This is a genomic window from Lysobacter changpingensis, from assembly GCF_017308985.1.
Taxonomy (GTDB): domain Bacteria; phylum Pseudomonadota; class Gammaproteobacteria; order Xanthomonadales; family Xanthomonadaceae; genus Lysobacter_J; species Lysobacter_J changpingensis.
In genome coordinates this window covers 1,347,640-1,363,414 of record NZ_JADWPE010000003.1, presented here as the reverse complement: position 1 = coordinate 1,363,414, position 15,775 = coordinate 1,347,640, and the positions used below count along the sequence as shown (strand labels likewise).

Annotated in this window: 15 protein-coding genes and 1 tRNA gene; 6 read left to right on the top strand and 10 right to left on the bottom strand. The window is 68.5% G+C overall.

Annotation, left to right across the window (positions count from 1 at the left end):
- The first annotated feature begins 67 nt into the window (after positions 1-67).
- Both I4U41_RS13260 and I4U41_RS13255 read left to right on the top strand, forming a co-directional pair.
- Positions 68-2,068 carry an alpha/beta hydrolase family protein gene (locus I4U41_RS13260; RefSeq protein WP_206861556.1) on the top strand — a complete coding sequence of 667 codons (2,001 nt, stop codon included), beginning with the start codon at positions 68-70 and terminating at the stop codon, positions 2,066-2,068.
- A 30-nt stretch (positions 2,069-2,098) separates the two neighbouring features.
- The gene (locus tag I4U41_RS13255; RefSeq protein WP_206861555.1) at positions 2,099-2,986 is read left to right on the top strand and encodes an MBL fold metallo-hydrolase; all 888 of its coding nucleotides are present in this window, start codon (positions 2,099-2,101) and stop codon (positions 2,984-2,986) included.
- A 4-nt stretch (positions 2,987-2,990) separates the two neighbouring features.
- On the opposite strand, the gene I4U41_RS13250 is transcribed toward I4U41_RS13255, so the two are convergent.
- The 6 genes from I4U41_RS13250 to I4U41_RS13225 form a co-directional block, all read right to left on the bottom strand.
- Entirely contained in the window at positions 2,991-4,724 is a 1,734-nt protein-coding gene (locus tag I4U41_RS13250) for an EAL domain-containing protein (protein WP_206861554.1), read from the bottom strand.
- 11 nt (positions 4,725-4,735) lie between these two features.
- The gene (locus I4U41_RS13245) at positions 4,736-6,148 is read right to left on the bottom strand and encodes a M28 family peptidase (protein WP_206861665.1); all 1,413 of its coding nucleotides are present in this window, start codon (positions 6,146-6,148) and stop codon (positions 4,736-4,738) included.
- A 143-nt stretch (positions 6,149-6,291) separates the two neighbouring features.
- The gene (locus tag I4U41_RS13240; RefSeq protein ID WP_206861553.1) at positions 6,292-6,447 is read right to left on the bottom strand and encodes a hypothetical protein; all 156 of its coding nucleotides are present in this window, start codon (positions 6,445-6,447) and stop codon (positions 6,292-6,294) included.
- A gap of 80 nt (positions 6,448-6,527) precedes the next feature.
- Positions 6,528-6,929, bottom strand: a complete 402-nt coding sequence (gene mscL / locus I4U41_RS13235) for a large-conductance mechanosensitive channel protein MscL (protein ID WP_206861552.1) — start codon at positions 6,927-6,929, stop codon at positions 6,528-6,530.
- Between the two features lie 50 nt (positions 6,930-6,979).
- Positions 6,980-7,699, bottom strand: a complete 720-nt coding sequence (locus I4U41_RS13230) for a fumarylacetoacetate hydrolase family protein (RefSeq protein WP_206861551.1) — start codon at positions 7,697-7,699, stop codon at positions 6,980-6,982.
- A 6-nt stretch (positions 7,700-7,705) separates the two neighbouring features.
- Entirely contained in the window at positions 7,706-8,020 is a 315-nt protein-coding gene (locus I4U41_RS13225) for a hypothetical protein (protein WP_206861550.1), read from the bottom strand.
- A 60-nt stretch (positions 8,021-8,080) separates the two neighbouring features.
- On the opposite strand from I4U41_RS13225, the gene I4U41_RS13220 reads away from it, so the two are divergent.
- Together I4U41_RS13220 and I4U41_RS13215 are read left to right on the top strand one after the other, a co-directional pair.
- Positions 8,081-8,470 carry a Rieske (2Fe-2S) protein gene (locus tag I4U41_RS13220; protein WP_206861549.1) on the top strand — a complete coding sequence of 130 codons (390 nt, stop codon included), beginning with the start codon at positions 8,081-8,083 and terminating at the stop codon, positions 8,468-8,470.
- 43 nt (positions 8,471-8,513) lie between these two features.
- Positions 8,514-8,942 (top strand): MAPEG family protein, encoded by a 429-nt coding sequence (locus I4U41_RS13215; protein ID WP_206861548.1) that lies wholly within the window; start codon positions 8,514-8,516, stop codon positions 8,940-8,942.
- Between the two features lie 557 nt (positions 8,943-9,499).
- Here the strand turns inward: I4U41_RS13215 and I4U41_RS13210 are convergent.
- The 4 genes from I4U41_RS13210 to thiS all read right to left on the bottom strand — a co-directional run bounded on the left by I4U41_RS13210 (position 9,500) and on the right by thiS (position 13,559).
- Positions 9,500-11,341 carry an SLC13 family permease gene (locus I4U41_RS13210; protein ID WP_206861547.1) on the bottom strand — a complete coding sequence of 614 codons (1,842 nt, stop codon included), beginning with the start codon at positions 11,339-11,341 and terminating at the stop codon, positions 9,500-9,502.
- A 118-nt stretch (positions 11,342-11,459) separates the two neighbouring features.
- The gene (trmB, locus tag I4U41_RS13205; protein ID WP_206861546.1) at positions 11,460-12,191 is read right to left on the bottom strand and encodes a tRNA (guanosine(46)-N7)-methyltransferase TrmB; all 732 of its coding nucleotides are present in this window, start codon (positions 12,189-12,191) and stop codon (positions 11,460-11,462) included.
- Positions 12,192-12,337: 146 nt separating this feature from the next.
- Positions 12,338-13,144, bottom strand: coding sequence for a thiazole synthase (locus I4U41_RS13200; RefSeq protein ID WP_206861545.1), 807 nt, complete (start codon positions 13,142-13,144; stop codon positions 12,338-12,340).
- Between the two features lie 214 nt (positions 13,145-13,358).
- Positions 13,359-13,559: a sulfur carrier protein ThiS gene (thiS, locus tag I4U41_RS13195; RefSeq protein WP_206861544.1), complete on the bottom strand. Its 201-nt coding sequence runs from the start codon at positions 13,557-13,559 to the stop codon at positions 13,359-13,361.
- 173 nt (positions 13,560-13,732) lie between these two features.
- On the opposite strand from thiS, the gene I4U41_RS13190 reads away from it, so the two are divergent.
- Together I4U41_RS13190 and I4U41_RS13185 are read left to right on the top strand one after the other, a co-directional pair.
- On the top strand, positions 13,733-15,568 hold the full coding sequence (locus tag I4U41_RS13190; protein WP_206861543.1) for an autotransporter domain-containing protein: 1,836 nt from the start codon (positions 13,733-13,735) through the stop codon (positions 15,566-15,568).
- 93 nt (positions 15,569-15,661) lie between these two features.
- Positions 15,662-15,735, top strand: a tRNA-Gly gene (locus I4U41_RS13185).
- Positions 15,736-15,775 lie beyond the last annotated feature (40 nt).

Genomic DNA, 15,775 nt, shown 5'->3' with positions numbered 1-15,775 from the left:
GAAACGAATGGCGCCCGGAGCGGATTCCGGGCGCTTCGCGTGATGCCGCCAACGACAAGGAGCCCGGATGAAGTCGTTCGATGTCGACGATCTCTACCTGCATTCCACCCTGCAGACGCTGCAAGGTTCGCCCCGGCATTCGCTCGCGGTCTTCGTGCAGTCGCAACCTTCGCGCAAGCGCGACGGCTATCGTGCCGCCGCGTGGTGCGTGGACCTGCGCGGCGACGGCGCGCCACGGCAACTCACAGCCAGCGAATCCAACGCGCGCTCGGCGCGCCTTTCGCCGGACGGAAAAACGCTCGCGTTCCTGACGCGCCGCCTCGGCAAGATTGGCACGCAGATCTATCTGTTACCGATGTCCGGCGGCGAAGCGGCCCGTCTCACTTCGATGAAACATCCGCTGGAAAGCATCGACGGCTGGTCCGCCGACGGCGCATGGCTGCTCGCCAGCGCGTCGGTGCCGTGGGCGGAGGACGAATTCGACGACACGAACCTCGCGGAGGGCGATCGTCCATTCGTGGTCCGGCACCTTCCGTACAAGATGGATGGCAGCGGTCCGACGGTGGGCCGGCGCACGCATCTGTTCCGCATCGAGGTCGCCACTGGCGAGGCGACGCCGATCACGCGTGGCGACTTCGACGTGAGGGAAGCGCGCTGGTCGCCGGACGGGAAGCGGCTGGCGTTCGTGCGCACGCGCGAGGAAAGGCAGCGTCACACCATGGACCTGTGGATCGCCGATGCCGACGGCCGCAACGCGTCGCGGGCCACGCGCACGCTCGCCTCCGTCACCGGCGTGGAATGGTCGCCGGACGCCACGCGCATCGTGTTCGGCGGCAATCGGACGACGGGCGATTCGCTCGATCATCCCTGGCTGCTGCACATCGACGACGGCAGGCTCACCGAACTGGGCGACGCCGACCTGCACCTGGAAGGCGACCAGTTCGTCTGGCACGAGGACGGCGCGCGCATCGCGACGGTCGCGGCAGTGCGCGGCATGCAGGAGCTGTGCGTGATCGACAGCGAACGCAACCGCGTGCGTCATTTCCCGCGTCGCCTGCGACACGTGCTGCAGGTGGCGCAGGGGGATGGACGACTGCTGTTCGCTGTCGCGACGATGCGCAGGCCGGAGGAGATCCACAGCTGCGACTGGGACGGCGGATCGGAACGGCGCCACACCGACGTCAACCGCCGCTGGAACCGCCAGCGCGCGCAGCCGCGCGTCACGGTGCGACGCTTCGACGTGCCCGATGGCGACGGCGGCACCGAGCGCGTGGACGCGTGGCTGCTCCGTCCGCAGGGAAAGGGTCCGTTCCCGGTGCTGGTGGACATGCACGGTGGGCCGCAGAGCGCGGTGCTGGTGGATTACCCGAGCCACGTCTACTGGTACGAGCTCCTCGCGCGCGGCTGGATGATCCTCGCGCCGAACACGGTCGGTTCGGCGGGCTATGGTTCTTCGTTCGCCAAACGCTTGATCGGCCGCTGGGGCGAACTCGACCTGCCGCAATACCGGGCGATCCTCGATCGGCTTCGTCATGACGGCCTGATCGACGATCGCGTCGCCTGCACCGGCAAGTCGTACGGCGGCTTCCTGAGTGCGTGGGCGATCGGGCGTTCGGAGGCGTTCCGCGCGGCGGTGGTGTGCGCGCCGATCACCGACGTGGAAGCGCACGCCGGCACGTCCGACACCGGCTTCTACGTCACGCCGTACGCGATGGGCGGCGAGATCGACGAAGCGCGCGATCGCTACCACCGTCTGTCGCCGATCGAGTACTGCACCGACGTGGACTCGGCCGTGCTGATCCTGCAGGGACAGGACGACGAACGCTGCCCGCTCGGCCAGGCCGAGGCGCTGTTCGCGAGCCTGGTGCGCTTCTCGCGCCGATCGCTGGGCATGGTCGTGTATCCCCGCGCCAGCCACGCGCTGGCGAGCAGCGGTCGTCCAAGCCATCGCGCCGACTATCACCGGCGACTGGTGGACTGGATCGTGCGCCACGCCGGCGAAGCGCGCGGCGCATCGAAGCGGGTTTCGGCGGGCGAAACGGAGCGCGCGGACGCCGCGACGTCGTAGCGCTTCGCGACGACGCGACGAGGAGGCGACATGCGCATCCATCATCTCAACTGCATCTCGACCTGTCCGCTCGGCGGACGGCTGATGGACGGGCGCACGCGCGGCATCCTCGAACGCGGCCGGCTCGCCTGCCATTGCGTGCTGGTGGAATCGCGCAACGAGCTCGTGCTGGTCGATACCGGCCTCGGGCTGCGCGATGTCGCCGATCCACGCGGCCGGCTCAGCGCGTTCTTCCTCGCGCTGCTCAGCCCGGACTTCCGCGAATCGATGACGGCGGTGCGGCAGATCGAGGCGATGGGTTTCGACCCGCGCGACGTGGGGCACATCGTGCTGACGCACCTGGATTTCGACCACGCGGGCGGGCTCGACGATTTCCCGCGCGCGCGCGTGCACCTGGTGGCGACCGAGCGCGGTTACGCGATGCAGCAGAAGACCTGGCTCGATCGCCAGCGCTTCCGTCCGCAGCAATGGTCCACGCGCGATCGCTGGACGGTGTACTCGCCGCAGGCGGGCGACGACTGGCTCGGCTTCGAATGCGTGCGCGACCTGCCGGGCGTGCCGCCGGAGATCCTGCTGGTGCCGCTGTCCGGCCACACGCACGGGCACACGGGCGTGGCGATCGACGCGGACGATGGCTGGAAACTGCTCGCAGGGGACGCGTATTTCTGCCATCACGAGATGGAGGCCGATCCCTCGTGCACGCCGGGATTGCGCTTCTACCAGTGGATGATGGAGAAGGACCGCCGGTCGCGGCTCGCGAACCAGGCGCGGCTGCGTGCGCTGCACGCGCGCGATGGCGCGCACGTGCGGATCTTCTGCTCGCACGATCCGGTGGAGTTCGAATTCGCCGCGGGCCGCCGCATCGACGAGCCGGCGTTGTCCGTGCAGCCGCTGCGCGGCGTACAGCTCGCGTACTGACGCGTCAGTACACCGATTCGCCGGCGGCGCGGCGCTCGTGCGCGCGGAAGGCGTCGAGGATGTGCTCGCGCAGTTCCTCGTCGTTCCACGGCTTGGTGAGGAAGCGGTAGATCGCGCCGCGGTTGATCGCCTCGGTGATCGTCGCAAGGTCGGTGTAGCCCGACAGCACCATCCGGATCGTGTCGGGGTAGAGATCGCGCACGCGCGTGAGGAACTCGGTGCCGCTCATGTCGGCCATGCGCTGGTCGGAGAGGATCACCTGCGCGGTGTTGCTAGCGAGCAGGTCGAACGCCTCGCGGACGCTCGATGCGGTGAGGATCTGGTAGCCGTCGCGGCGGAACAGACGCACCAGCGAGCGCAGCACGTTTTCCTCGTCGTCCAGCAGCAGCAGCGTGCGCTCCGGGCGCGTGGCGGCGAACGCGCCGGGCAGCAGGAAGCGCTTGCGCACCACTTCGCCGAGCTGGTCCGCCGGCGCCGACGGACTGAACAGGTAGCCCTGGAAGAAATCGCAATGGTTGCGGCGCAGGAAGCCGAGTTCGGCCTCGCTTTCCACGCCCTTGGCGATCACCTTCATGCCCAGCTGGTGGCCCATCGCGATGATGCCGCGCACGATCGCCGCGCTGCGCGGATCGCTGGCGACGTTGCGGATGAAGCTGCGGTCGATCTTGATGCGGTCCAGCGGGTACTGGCCGAGTGCGGCGAAGGACAGCCCGCCGAGGCCGAAGTCCTGCACCGTCAGCGTCGCGCCCATCGCGCGCAGGCCGGTGAGCGTGTCGTGCACGCGATGGCTGTCGGTGACCAGCACGCTTTCGGGAATCTCGAATTCCAGCGCGTTGCCGGGCAGGCCGTAACGATGCAGCAGCGCGCCGATGCGGTCCAGGCAATCGCGCTGCACCAGCAGCGGGCCGGACAGGTGCACCGACATCGACAGGTAATCCAGCCCTTCGGCGCGCCATTGCGCGAGCTGCGCGATCGCCGATTCCACGACCCACGCGCCCAGGCGCGCGGCGAGACCGACGCGGTTGATCGGTTCGAGGAACTGGCTCGGACGCAGCAGTCCGCGATCGGTCTGCCAGCGCAGCAGCGCGGCGAACCCGGTGACGCCGCCATCGTGCGCGGCGACCTGCGGCTGGTAGTACAGGCGGAACTCGCCGCGATCGAGCGCCTCCACGAAGCGCTGCGCGAAGCCGTCGTTCGGCGCGCCGCGATCTTCCGCCGCCGAATACAGGCCGACGTTGTTCAGACCTTCCTGCTTCACCCGGCGCAGCGCTTCCTCGGCCTTCGACAGCAGCGTCGCGGCGTTGGGCGCATGGTCGGGGAACACGGCGATGCCGATGGAGAGCGTCACCGGCAGCGTGTAGGGCGGAATCGACAGCGGCGTTTCGAACGCATCGCGCAATCTTTCCGCGAGGCCGGCGCCATCGAGTTCGCCTTCGCGATATCCCACGCCGATGACGAACTCGTCGCTGGCCAGGCGCCAGATCCAGCCGTCGCGCGGCACCGCGCGGCGCAGCCGCTGGGCGATGGCGGCCAGTGCCTGGTCGCCGGTCGCCGAGCCCATGTTGGTGTTGATCGAGCGGAACATGTCCACGTCGATGTGCAGCAGCGCGATGCGCCGCCGCGTCGCGCCCGCGACCGCGATGGCCGTCGCCAGGCTGGGGCCGTTGGCCCCGAGGCGGTGCAGTCCCGTGATCGGATCGACCGCGGTATCAACTTTGTCGTCGTACCGCTGCGCCATTGCCTTCCTGGTTACTTCGTCGCTGCCTGGGGAGTCGCGGGCTTGCTGCCGAAGTCGCCCTCCGCGGACGCCGCCAGGTAGGCGAATACCGCATAGGCCGCGACATTCTGCGCCAGCGCCTGCGGGTCGATTTTATCGAACGTGTCGTCGGGGGTGTGATGAAGATCGAAGTAGTCGGTGCCGTCCTGCGCCAGTCGCGCCCAGGCCATGCCCTTCTCGGCCGACGGGCCGATGTCCGGGCCCGGACCGCCCTGGCCCGGCACGTACTCGATGCCCAGCGGCGCCAGCGCCTGCGCGATCTGCGCGTCGGCGGCCTTCGCGTGCGCCGGCGCGGAGCTGGAATAGGCGTAGATGCGGCCCGCGCCGAAGTCGCTCTCGGCGCCGATCTGGTGCTTGAGGACGTCCTTCATGTGCTCGGCCGCGTACGCCTTGCCGCCGTGCAGGCCCTGTTCCTCGTTGGCGAACGCGACCACGCGGATCGTGCGCGCCGGATGCTGCTTGAGATCGCCGATCAGCTTGGCCGCGGCCATGGTCAGGCCGACGCCGGCGCCGTCGTCGATTGCGCCGGTGCCGAGGTCCCACGAATCCAGGTGGCCGCCGATGACGACGACCTCGTCCGGCTTTTTCGAACCACGGATCTCGCCGATCACATTCTGCGAGGTGTACGTGCCGTCCCAGCCGCAATCCAGCGCCAGCTTCACCGTGACCGGCTTGCCGCGCGCGAGCAGGCGGCCGAGCTGGTCGGCGTCGGGCACGGCGAGCGCGGCGGAGGGAATCGGCGTCAGGCCTTCGTCGAAACGGGTGATGCCGGTGTGCGGATTGCGGTGCGAATCGGTGCCGGCCGAACGCATCAGATAGCCGATTGCGCCAGCGCGGATCGCCGCCGACGGGCCGCGGCTGCGCACGCGCGAGCCCGGGCCGTAGCCGGCGCCATCACGGGCGCGTTCCATCCTGTAATCGATGAAGGCGATCTTGCCGGCAAGCGAGCCGGCCGGTGCGGCTTCCAGCGCGGCCAGGTCGGCGAAGCGCACGACTTCGGCCTGGACCACGCCCGCCGGACTGCCGCCCAGCGCGGTGAGGTGCAGCGGCTGCGCGTTATCGCCGACGACATGCGCCGACTCGCTGCGGCGTTCCCATTTCGGGAAGGTGACCGGCTCGGTCCAGACCTTGTCGAAGCCCAGCTCCTTGAACTTGGCCACGGCCCATGCGACGGCGCGCGCATCGGCTTCGCTGCCGGCCAGACGCGGTCCGACTTCGGTGGTCAGCGATTCGGTGATGCGGTAGCCCAGGTCGCTCTTCAGCGCGGTCTCGCGCAGTTGCGCGGCGGTGGCGATGGCGTTGTCGGGAATGCGCGTTTCGCGTTCGGCGGCGATACCGCTTGCGGTGGCGGCGAACAGACAGGTGGCGATGGCCACCGACAGCATTGCGCGCATCGAACAACTCCCCTGGAAGACGGTGTCGAAAAGAAACGACGAGAACGCGAGCGTAGCAACTCGCGGCCGGAAGGCAGGGTGTCGTCAGTCACGCGCTGGAGTTTGCGGGATCGGTCGCTTCGCGCGAAGCGCGGCTACGCGGGGCCGCGCACGTAATTCGACACGCCGATGCACAGCACCACCAGGATCAGAACACCGGGCCCGACGTATTCCAGATCGATATCGCCGCGCGCGAACCAGCGCCGGAAACGATGGCTGGGCAGCAAGGGGGCGACCACGATGACGCCCACCGCCGTACACGCCAGCCCGAACAGCAGATGCGAGCCGGCCCACGACCACAGTGGGGGTCGAGCACGGCGCGCGATCGCGCTTACTTCTTCAATTCGTCGCGGATTTCCCGCAGTAGCAGGATGTCTTCCGGCGTCGCCGCAGCGGCGGCCGGCGCGCGCACGCGGTTGTACGCCTTCAGGAACAGGAAGATCACCAGTGCGATCAGCAGGAAATCGATGATCGTCTGCAGGAACATGCCGTAGCGGATCGCCAGTTCGGCCGCCACTTCCTTGCCCGCCGAATCCAGCTGCGAGGGCTTGATGACGTATTTCCAGTCGCTGACGCTCACGCCCTTGGTGAACGCACCGATCGTCGGCATCACGATGCCGTCCACCAGTGCCGTGACGATCTTGCCGAACGCCGCACCGATCACGACACCGACGGCGAGGTCGACGACGTTGCCGCGCGAAACAAATTCCTTGAACTCGGTGATCAGGCCCATGGCGTCGTGGTCTCCAGCGTTGACATTGGGGGCGGTCCCCGGCGTTGCGACTATACCGTCGGGGCGGCGACGATCGTCCCGGAATGCTCGGCGATGCCCTCGAGCACCGCGTGGAAGCGGTCGCCCGGCTGCAGCGGGCCGACGCCGGCGGGCGTGCCCATGAAGACCAGGTCGCCGGCGCGCAGCGCGTAGAGCTTCGACAGCTCGTGCAGGATGTCCGGCACCGTCCAGATCAGGTCCGCGAGCGAGCCGTGCTGCTTCGTCTGGCCGTTGATGGTCAGGGTGAGCACGCGTTCGCCGAGTTCGCCGGCGACGCTCGCCGGCACGATCGCGCTGATCGGCGCGGCATGGTCGAACGCCTTGCCGGTGTCCCACGGCAGGCCCTTGGCCTTTGCGGCGCCCTGCAGGTCGCGGCGGGTGAGGTCGAGGCCGACGGCGTAACCGTAGACGAGGCTCATCGCATCGGCGGGATCGAGCACGCCGACCGGCGCGTCCTTGCCGAGCGCGACGACGAGTTCGACTTCGTGGTGCAGGTCGTTCGTGCCGGGCGGGTAGGGCACGTCGGATTGCAGCGCGATCGCATCGGCCGGCTTGAGGAAAAACACCGGCGTGCCGCGATCGGCGCGCGAAGCCGGAACCGCCGCGCCCATTTCGCGCGCGTGGTCGGCGAAGTTGCGGCCGACGCAGTAGATGCGGTGTACGGGAAAGGTCTGGTCCGTGCCACGGACCGGGACGCGCGGCTGCGGCGGGGCCGCGATCACGTCGCTCATGCGGGCTTACAGGGTGGTGTGCGGGCGGGAACGGTCGATCGCCGGCTGGCCGACGACGCGGAATTCGCCTTCGACGATGCGCGCATCCTGCGAGCGCGCGATGCGCTTGCCGCGCTGCTTCCACAGCTTGTAGAGCATGCCGGCAGCGATCATCGCCGCGCCCAGCGCCACCGAGAACGCCACCAGTACCGCGAGCACGCCCAGGCCGACCACGCCGAGCGCGAAACGCAGCAGGCGATGACGCGGCTTGCGCGGCTCGAAGGCCGAACGCACGCGCGAATGGAAGTGGGAAGTACCGAAGCGGAAGGTCTGGGCGAACATCGGATTGCGTCGTGACACAATGCGGCAACAAGCGCCGGGGAGGCGAGTATCGGGCCAGCCATGAGCGAGGGTGTGAGAACTTCGTTAAGCATTTCGCATGAAGGGGACGCGGCGGCGGACCCGCTCCTGGCGCTGGAACGCTTGCAGGACGGGGCTTTCGCCGAGGTCGAAGCGGTCCTCGACGGGGATGCGGAAAGCCTGATTCTGTATCGTGACGGCGATCACGTCCGAGCCTGGCTCAACATCTGCCCCCACGCCGGCCGGCGCCTCGACTGGGCGCCGGGCCAGTTCCTCAAGAGCAGGGACGGGCACCTCGTGTGCGCCGCGCACGGCGCGAGTTTCGAACTCGCCGGCGGCGAATGCGTGGCGGGTCCGTGCCGCGGGGAGTCGCTGCGGGCGGTGGATGTCAGCGTTCGCGATGGGGCGGTGTGGCTGGGCGACGCGCGCTGATGCGCGTGCCTGAGGCACATCGCCACCGTTGCATGGAGGCGTCGTGTCGCATCCCTTGATGGTGCCGATGGGGGCGCATGTCGCGTGGGCCGCATTCCTTTATGTGCTGCTGACCGTTGCGCGTGCGCCTGCCGTGTGGGGCGTCGGCCGTCGCGCCGATGGAAGCAATCCGTGGTCGAAGGTCGAGCCGCGCATCAGCGCCAACCTGTCGAACCAGTTCGAATGGCCGCTGTTCTTCCACGTCGCCTGCGTGTTGCTGATCGTGGGCAACGACGGCGGCGGCCTCGCGCGGTCGTTGGCGTGGACCTTCGTCGCCGGGCGCGTGCTGCACAGCCTGGTGCAGATCCCTACCGGGAACGTGCGCCTGCGTGGCGTGGTGTTCACCGTCAACTTCCTCGCGGTGCTTGGAATGTGGGCGGTGGTGGTGGCGAACGCGTTCGCCACACAAGCGACGCCTTTGCAGGCCGGGTAAGCGAAGCGCACCCGGGATCGCGCGCTTCGGTCATCGGTCATCTCGAAGCGTCGGGAACGAGTGTGATGGCGCGTTCGGCCACGATCACCTTCACCTGCGCGCCTGCGGCGAAGCCGGCTTCGGCGAGCCGGTATCCGCGCAGGCGGATGTGGGGGGCGGCGGGTTGCGCGGGGCGTGCATACCGTCGATTCGCGTAGCGACTCCGGCTGATCATGAGGCGGCGGGGTTCGAAGACTGACAACGGGAAGTCATTGGGAACTCCTGGCTCGAGGAGACCGCGGCTTCCGGATGCGATCGGTCCGCCGACAGATGAAGGTGTGTTCAGCACCTCTCGCGATGGGTAACGCGTGGGTGCCGCATTGGGCAATGCACGTTGCCGCGTCGGTTCCCGGGTGCGCTTCGCTTACCCGGGCTACAAGAGCGGGCATTGCGAGGTGGGGCGGTGGGGCCTTGATTCCGGCTTTCGCCGGGATGACGGATCAGCAAGGCGATGCGTGATCTGCTGTTTCGAATCACGAATCACGAATCACGAATCACGAATCACGAATCACGAAGAATCAATACAACAGATTCACCATCGCCACCGCCACCGCCGTATAGATCAGCGACAGCGGGCCGCCGATCTTCCACAGCTCCTTGCCGGTGTAGCCTGCCGGGCCGGTGATCATCGAGATGACCGGGTTCGACGCGGTCATGAAGTTGTTCGATGCCGACAGCGCGACGATCAGCGCGAACGCGGTCGGGTTGCCGCCGGCGGCGAGGGCGAGGTTGATCGCCAGCGGCACCGTCACGATGGTCGCGCCGACGTGGCTGATCACCAGCGAGAACAGGGTGGTGAACAGACCGACGAGGATTTCCAGCAGCCAGACCGGTGTGCCGGTGGGTAACCGCTCGATCGTGTGTCCCGCGACCCACGCCGCCGCGCCGCTGGAATCCATCGCCCAGCCCAGCGGGATCAGGCAGGCCATCAGGAAGACGGTGCGCCAGTTGATCGCCGCGTACGCCTCGTCGATGTGGATCACGCCCGCGATGAGCATGCCGGCCACGCCGGTCATCAGCGCGATCGACACCGGCAGGCGCGAGGACAGTGCCAGCAGCATCGCGACGGCGAAGATCGCCATGGCGATCTTGAACTTGTGCGGACGCTGCTCGCCCTTGGGGTAGTCGGTGACGACGACCAGGTCCTTGCTCGCGGCGGCTTCGCCCAGGTCGGTCCAGATGCTGTGGAACACCAGCATGTCGCCCGCGCGCAGGTTCACGTCGCGCACGTTCTCGCGCAGCACGTTCTTGTCGCGGTTGATCGCCAGCAGGCTCAGGCCCATCTGCTTGCGCAGTTGCAGGTCGCGGCCGTTCTTGCCGATGAACTTCGACGTGGCCGGCACCACCGCTTCGGAAATGCCCGCGCGGCTGGGATTGAACAGATCGCCGAAGTTGCGCAGGCGCGAGGACAGGCGCAGGAAATGGTTCTGCGCGAAGTCCGCGACCTGTTGCCTGGGGCCCATCGCGCCGAGCACGCTGCCGACCCAGATGCGCGTGTCCGCCGGCGGTGCCAGCCGCGCCTCGCCGTCGCTCTTGAGCGCCAGCAGCAGCGGCGCGTTGTGCAGCGCCTCGGCTTCGCCCAGCGACATGCCCACCAGCGGACTGTCGGCGGTGACGGTGAGTTCGTACACGTCGCCTTCGATGCCGTAGGCCTTGGCGAAATAGCTCTGCGTGCGCGCGGGCGTCGCGCCGGTGCCGTCGTCGTCGTGGCGCAGGCGCTTGTCGCCGAAGAAATGGAAGTACGCCAGCGACGCGGCGAGCAGCGCGATGCCGATCGGCAGCGGCGCGAACATCTTCAGCGGTTCCAGCGTCGCCGCGCCCGAGGGCAGGTTGCTGTTGGCGGCGATCAGCAGGTCGTTGAGCAGGATCAGCGGCGAGTTGCCGACCATCGTCAGGCCGCCGCCCATCACGATGGCCGCGGCGAGCGGCAGCAGCAGGCGCGGCAGCGCGATGCCGGTGCGCGAGGACAGGCGCGCGGCGACCGGCATGTAGAGCGCCAGCACCGACGGGTTCTGCATCACCGAGGAATTGACGCCCGCCACCGCGGTGGTGAGCAGCAGCAGCCGCTGCTCCATGCCTTTCGCGCGGCGCAGCAGCCAGCCGGCGAGGCGGTTCAGCGCGCCGGTGCGGTCCAGGCCGGCGCCGAGGATCATCGTCGCCACGATGCTGATGACCGCGTTACCGGAGAAACCGTTGAACAGTTCGTCGGGTTCGACCAGCCCCGACAGGCCCAGCAGCACCAGCACGACCAGTGCGACGACGTCGGCGCGGATGCGTTCGAACAGGAACATCACCATCGTGAAGCCCACCAGCCCGAGCACGAGCTTCATGTCGGTGGTGAGCGTCAGCGCGGTGTCCATCAGATCCGTGATTTGTGATTCGTGATTGGTGATTCGGAAGAACCGTCACTCGACCAATCCGGTGCATCGTGGCAGGCGCTGGCGCCTGTTTTGCGAATCACGAATCCGGAATCACGAATCACGGCGCTTTGTCGTACAACAGGTCCCACACGCCGTGGCCGAGCTTCTGGCCGCGGGTTTCGAAATGGGTCTGCGGTCGCCATTGCGGCCGTTCCACGCTGCCGCGCGGACCGGCGCGATTGACCAGGCCGGGCGTGGCATCGAGCACGTCCCACATCTGCTCGGCATAGTCCTGCCAATCGGTGGCGAGGTGCAAGCGGCCGGTCGGCGCCAGTTTGGCCACGATCAGGTTCGCGAACTCCGGCTGGACCAGGCGCCGCTTGTTGTGGCGCTTCTTGTGCCAGGGATCGGGGAAGTAGATGCGGATCTCGTCGAGCGTGCCGTCGGCGATCTCGTTGCGCAGCACTTCCACGGCGTCGTGATGGTACAGGCGGACGTGTTCCGCCTCGTCCTGCGCCAGCGCGTTGAGCAGCCGGCCGACGCCGGGCGCGTGCACTTCGATGCCGATCAGGTCGCGGGTCTTGTCGTGCTGCGCGGCGTAACGCAGCGCCTCGCCGTTGCCGAAGCCGATCTCCAGCACGCGCGGCGCGCTGCGGCCGAACACGGCGTCGAAGTCGCGCGGCTGCCCGGTGTAGTCCAGCCCGTAGCGCGGCCACAGCGTGTCGAACGCGCGCTGCTGCGCTTCGGTGAAACGGCCCTGGCGCAGCACGAAGCTGCGGACCTGGCGGCGGCCTTCCTCCAGGGTGAAAGGCTTGGGGGGAAGCTTTCGATTGAAAGGCGAGTCGGACAAGCGGGTTCTTCTTGTTGGGCTTTGGTGCGATGTGCGCTAACGCGGCCATCCGTGGCCGAACGTGGCGGGCTGCGGAGAGCCCGGCCCGTCCATCCATGGACGGGCGTTCGACAGGCCGCGCGGCGGTGCCGCGCAAGCGGCCTGCCTCACCCGATGAGTCCGTCGACCGGGCTCGACGCCGACGCGAAACGCTTGCGCGGAATGCGGCCGGCCTTGAACGCGGCGCGACCGGCTTCGACGGCGAGCTTCATCGCGTGCGCCATCAGCACCGGATCCTTCGCGCCGGCAATGGCGGTGTTCATCAGCACGCCGTCGCAGCCCAGTTCCATCGCGATGGCGGCATCGGACGCGGTGCCCACGCCGGCGTCGACGATGATCGGCACCTTGGCGTTCTCGACGATTTCCAGCAGGTTGTACTTGTTCTGCACGCCCAAGCCCGAGCCGATCGGCGCGGCCAGCGGCATCACCGCGACGCAGCCGATCTCTTCCAGGCGCTTGGCCAGGATCGGATCGTCCGAGGTGTAGACCATCACGTCGAAGCCGTCCTTCACCAGCAGCTCGGCGGCAGCCAGCGTCTGCACGACGTCGGGGTAGAGGGTTTTCTGGTCGCCGAGGACTTCCAGCTTCACCAGCGAGTGGCCGTCGAGCAGCTCGCGCGCGAGGCGGCAGGTGCGCACGGCATCGTCGGCGGTGTAGCAGCCGGCGGTGTTGGGCAGGATCGTGTAGCGATCGGGCGGAAGGACGTCGAGCAGGTTCGGCTCGCCGGGATTCTGGCCGATGTTGGTGCGGCGGATCGCGACGGTGACGATCTGCGCGCCGGCGGCTTCGGTGGCCAGGCGGGTCTGTTCGAGGTCGGTGAACTTGCCGGTGCCGGTGAGCAGGCGCGACGCGTAGGCCTTGCCGGCGATCACGAGCGGATCGGCCGGGAACGTGGGGGAGTGCGGAGCGGTCATCGCGCTAGTTTAGCAGCGCGTCGCGGCGGCTCTTTCGCGTTCAGCGGCCTTTTGGTTGAGCCCGGCGATGTTCTGCGCGCCGTGTTGCACGGACTCCGTTCGGCCATGGCTGCCATCCCGGGCGGGACGTTGCGGGCTCCGGATCGCCCGGCCCGCCGATCCATGGACGGGCGTTCGGCACGCCACGCGGCAGTGCCGCGCAAGCGGCCTTACCTCACCCACCGCCCAGCGCGTGCACGATCTCGACGCGATCCCCTTCGCCCAGCGCATGCTCGCCATGCCGCCCGCGCGGGACGATCTCGCCATTGACCTCCACCGCGACGCGGCGCTCGCCCAGGCCTTCGGCCTGCACGAGCTGCAGCACGGTGGTCTGCGCCGCGATCGCGCGCGGCTCGCCGTTCAAAAGGATCTGCATTCGCGTATTGTCGCCCCTCGCCGCGGCGGCCGGCCAGTCGGCACGGTTTTTGACGCAGTGCGGCGTGAGTGCGCTGGCGCCGCATGGTTCGATTCGGCCATCCGCGGGCGTATGTATTCCCGGATCCAGCCCGAACCGGCTCCAGCCAAGAACATCCAACAAGGAATCGAAAGATGATGAAACCCGTCCGCTCCGTGCTCGCCGCCGCCCTCGCGCTGGCGACCGCGCCGGCCTTCGCGCAGGACTATTCGCAGACCGTGTTCTTCGGCGACAGCCTGACCGACGCGGGCTACTTCCGGCCGGCGATCATCGCCCAGGCCGGCCCCGCGGGCGCGATCCTGGGCCGCTTCACCACCAACCCGGGCCTGGTGTGGGCCGAGCACGTGGCGACCGAGCTGGGCACGAACGCCAACGCGTTCAACGCCGGCGGCACCAACTACGCCATCGGCGGCGCGATGGTCACCACCGACCGCGCCGGCCTGACGCCGCAGCTGCCGACGCTCTCGCTGCGTTCGCAGATCGCCACCTATCTGACCGCGAACGGCGGTGCCGCCGATCCGGACGCGCTCTACACGGTGTGGGGCGGTGCGAACGACCTGTTCGCCGCGGCGGCTGCGCCCGCGCAGGCGCAGGCGATCGTCGGCGCCGCGGCGGCCGGGCAGGTCGGCAACGTCATGGCGCTGCAGAACGCCGGCGCGCAGTACATCCTGGTGCCGAACGTGCCCGACCTGGGCATCACGCCGCAGTTCCGCTCGCAGGGCGCCGCCGCTTCGGCCGCCGGCACCGCGCTGGCGACCGGCTACAACAACGCGCTGTACGCGGGCCTGGCCTCGGTCGGCGCGCGTTTCATCCCGGTCGACACCTTCCACCTGCTGCAGGAAATCGTCGCCAACCCGACGCCGTACGGCATCACCAACACCACCGGCACGGCCTGCAATCCGCAGATCACGGCGCAGTCGATCACCTGCAACCCGGTGACTCCGGGCAGCATGGTCTCGCCGGACGCCCCGAACACCTACGTCTTCGCCGACGGCGTGCATCCGTCGAGCAAGGCGCACGAGATCCTCGCCGACTACACGCTGTCGCTGCTCGACGCGCCGCGCCAGATCGCGGTGCTGCCGCACTCCGAAGCGATGGTCGGCCGCGCCCGCGCCGAGCGCGTCGGCGCGCAGGCGGCGACGCGTCCGGACGTGGACGGCATGCGCTGGTGGGCGGACGTGCGCGCCGATTCGCAGCGTTACGGCGGCGGCGACGACTACGACGGCATCGGCCCGACGCTGAGCTTCGGCCTCGACTGGGCCAGTGGCAACCTGGTGTACGGCGGTTTCGCCGGCTACGGCCAGCAGAAGATGGACTGGGGCCGCAACCGCGGCGAGTTCGACCAGGACGACGCGAGCCTCGGCGGCTACCTCGCCTGGGCGAGCGGTTCGGCATGGGTGAACGGCCAGCTGAGCTACACCTGGGTGTCGTACGACATCGACCGTCGCGTGAACCTCGGTCCGACCTACCGCGTGCATAGCGGCTCGACCGACGGCACCAACCTGACCGCCGCGATCGCCGCGGGCTGGAACTTCGGCGAGGGCTCGCTCAAGCACGGTCCGCTGATGCAACTGGTCTCGCAGACGATCGAGGTCGACGGCTTCGATGAGAACAGCGACGAATCCACCGCGCTGTCGTATGGCGACCAGGAATTCGACTCGCTGATCGGCAGCCTCGGCTGGCAGGTGAACTACACCATCAACGAGCACCTGCAGCCGTACGCGAAGCTGACCTACGACCACGAGTTCGAGGACGCCCCGAACGAGGCCACCGCCGCGCTGCGTTCGCTGCCGGGCGTGGGCGCCTACGCGGTGCGCGGCCTGGAGTACGACCAGGACTACGGCACGCTGGTGATGGGCGCGCGCACGGAGCTGTTCGGCCTGCGCACCGACATCGGCGCCAACGTCACGGTCGGCCAGAAGGGCGGCAACGACGCGACGGTGTTCGTCAGCTTCGGCGGCGGGTTCTGACCGGGTAGGCTGAACCGGCACGCGGCGCCCGCGAAACGATCTCCCGGCGCCGCGTTGCCAAGCCTCCACGCGGGGGCATAGACTTCATCGCGTGCGGGTGTAGTTCAATGGTAGAACTGCAGCTTCCCAAGCTGCTAGCGTGGGTTCGATTCCCATCACCCGCTCCAAACAATTGCGACGGCGGCCTGCTTTACAGTGGCCGCCGTT

Excerpts from the sequence above, each read along its gene's own strand:
- I4U41_RS13230 (WP_206861551.1), bottom strand. The coding sequence starts at position 7,699 with ATGAGCGACGTGATCGCGGCCCCGCCGCAGCCGCGCGTCCCGGTCCGT.
- I4U41_RS13210 (WP_206861547.1), bottom strand. The coding sequence starts at position 11,341 with ATGGACACCGCGCTGACGCTCACCACCGACATGAAGCTCGTGCTCGGG.
- I4U41_RS13245 (WP_206861665.1), bottom strand. The coding sequence starts at position 6,148 with ATGCTGTCGGTGGCCATCGCCACCTGTCTGTTCGCCGCCACCGCAAGC.
- I4U41_RS13255 (WP_206861555.1), top strand. The coding sequence starts at position 2,099 with ATGCGCATCCATCATCTCAACTGCATCTCGACCTGTCCGCTCGGCGGA.
- I4U41_RS13190 (WP_206861543.1), top strand. The coding sequence starts at position 13,733 with ATGATGAAACCCGTCCGCTCCGTGCTCGCCGCCGCCCTCGCGCTGGCG.
- I4U41_RS13250 (WP_206861554.1), bottom strand. The coding sequence starts at position 4,724 with ATGGCGCAGCGGTACGACGACAAAGTTGATACCGCGGTCGATCCGATC.
- I4U41_RS13260 (WP_206861556.1), top strand. The coding sequence starts at position 68 with ATGAAGTCGTTCGATGTCGACGATCTCTACCTGCATTCCACCCTGCAG.
- I4U41_RS13200 (WP_206861545.1), bottom strand. The coding sequence starts at position 13,144 with ATGACCGCTCCGCACTCCCCCACGTTCCCGGCCGATCCGCTCGTGATC.
- mscL (WP_206861552.1), bottom strand. The coding sequence starts at position 6,929 with ATGGGCCTGATCACCGAGTTCAAGGAATTTGTTTCGCGCGGCAACGTC.
- I4U41_RS13225 (WP_206861550.1), bottom strand. The coding sequence starts at position 8,020 with ATGTTCGCCCAGACCTTCCGCTTCGGTACTTCCCACTTCCATTCGCGC.
- thiS (WP_206861544.1), bottom strand. The coding sequence starts at position 13,559 with ATGCAGATCCTTTTGAACGGCGAGCCGCGCGCGATCGCGGCGCAGACC.
- I4U41_RS13220 (WP_206861549.1), top strand. The coding sequence starts at position 8,081 with ATGAGCGAGGGTGTGAGAACTTCGTTAAGCATTTCGCATGAAGGGGAC.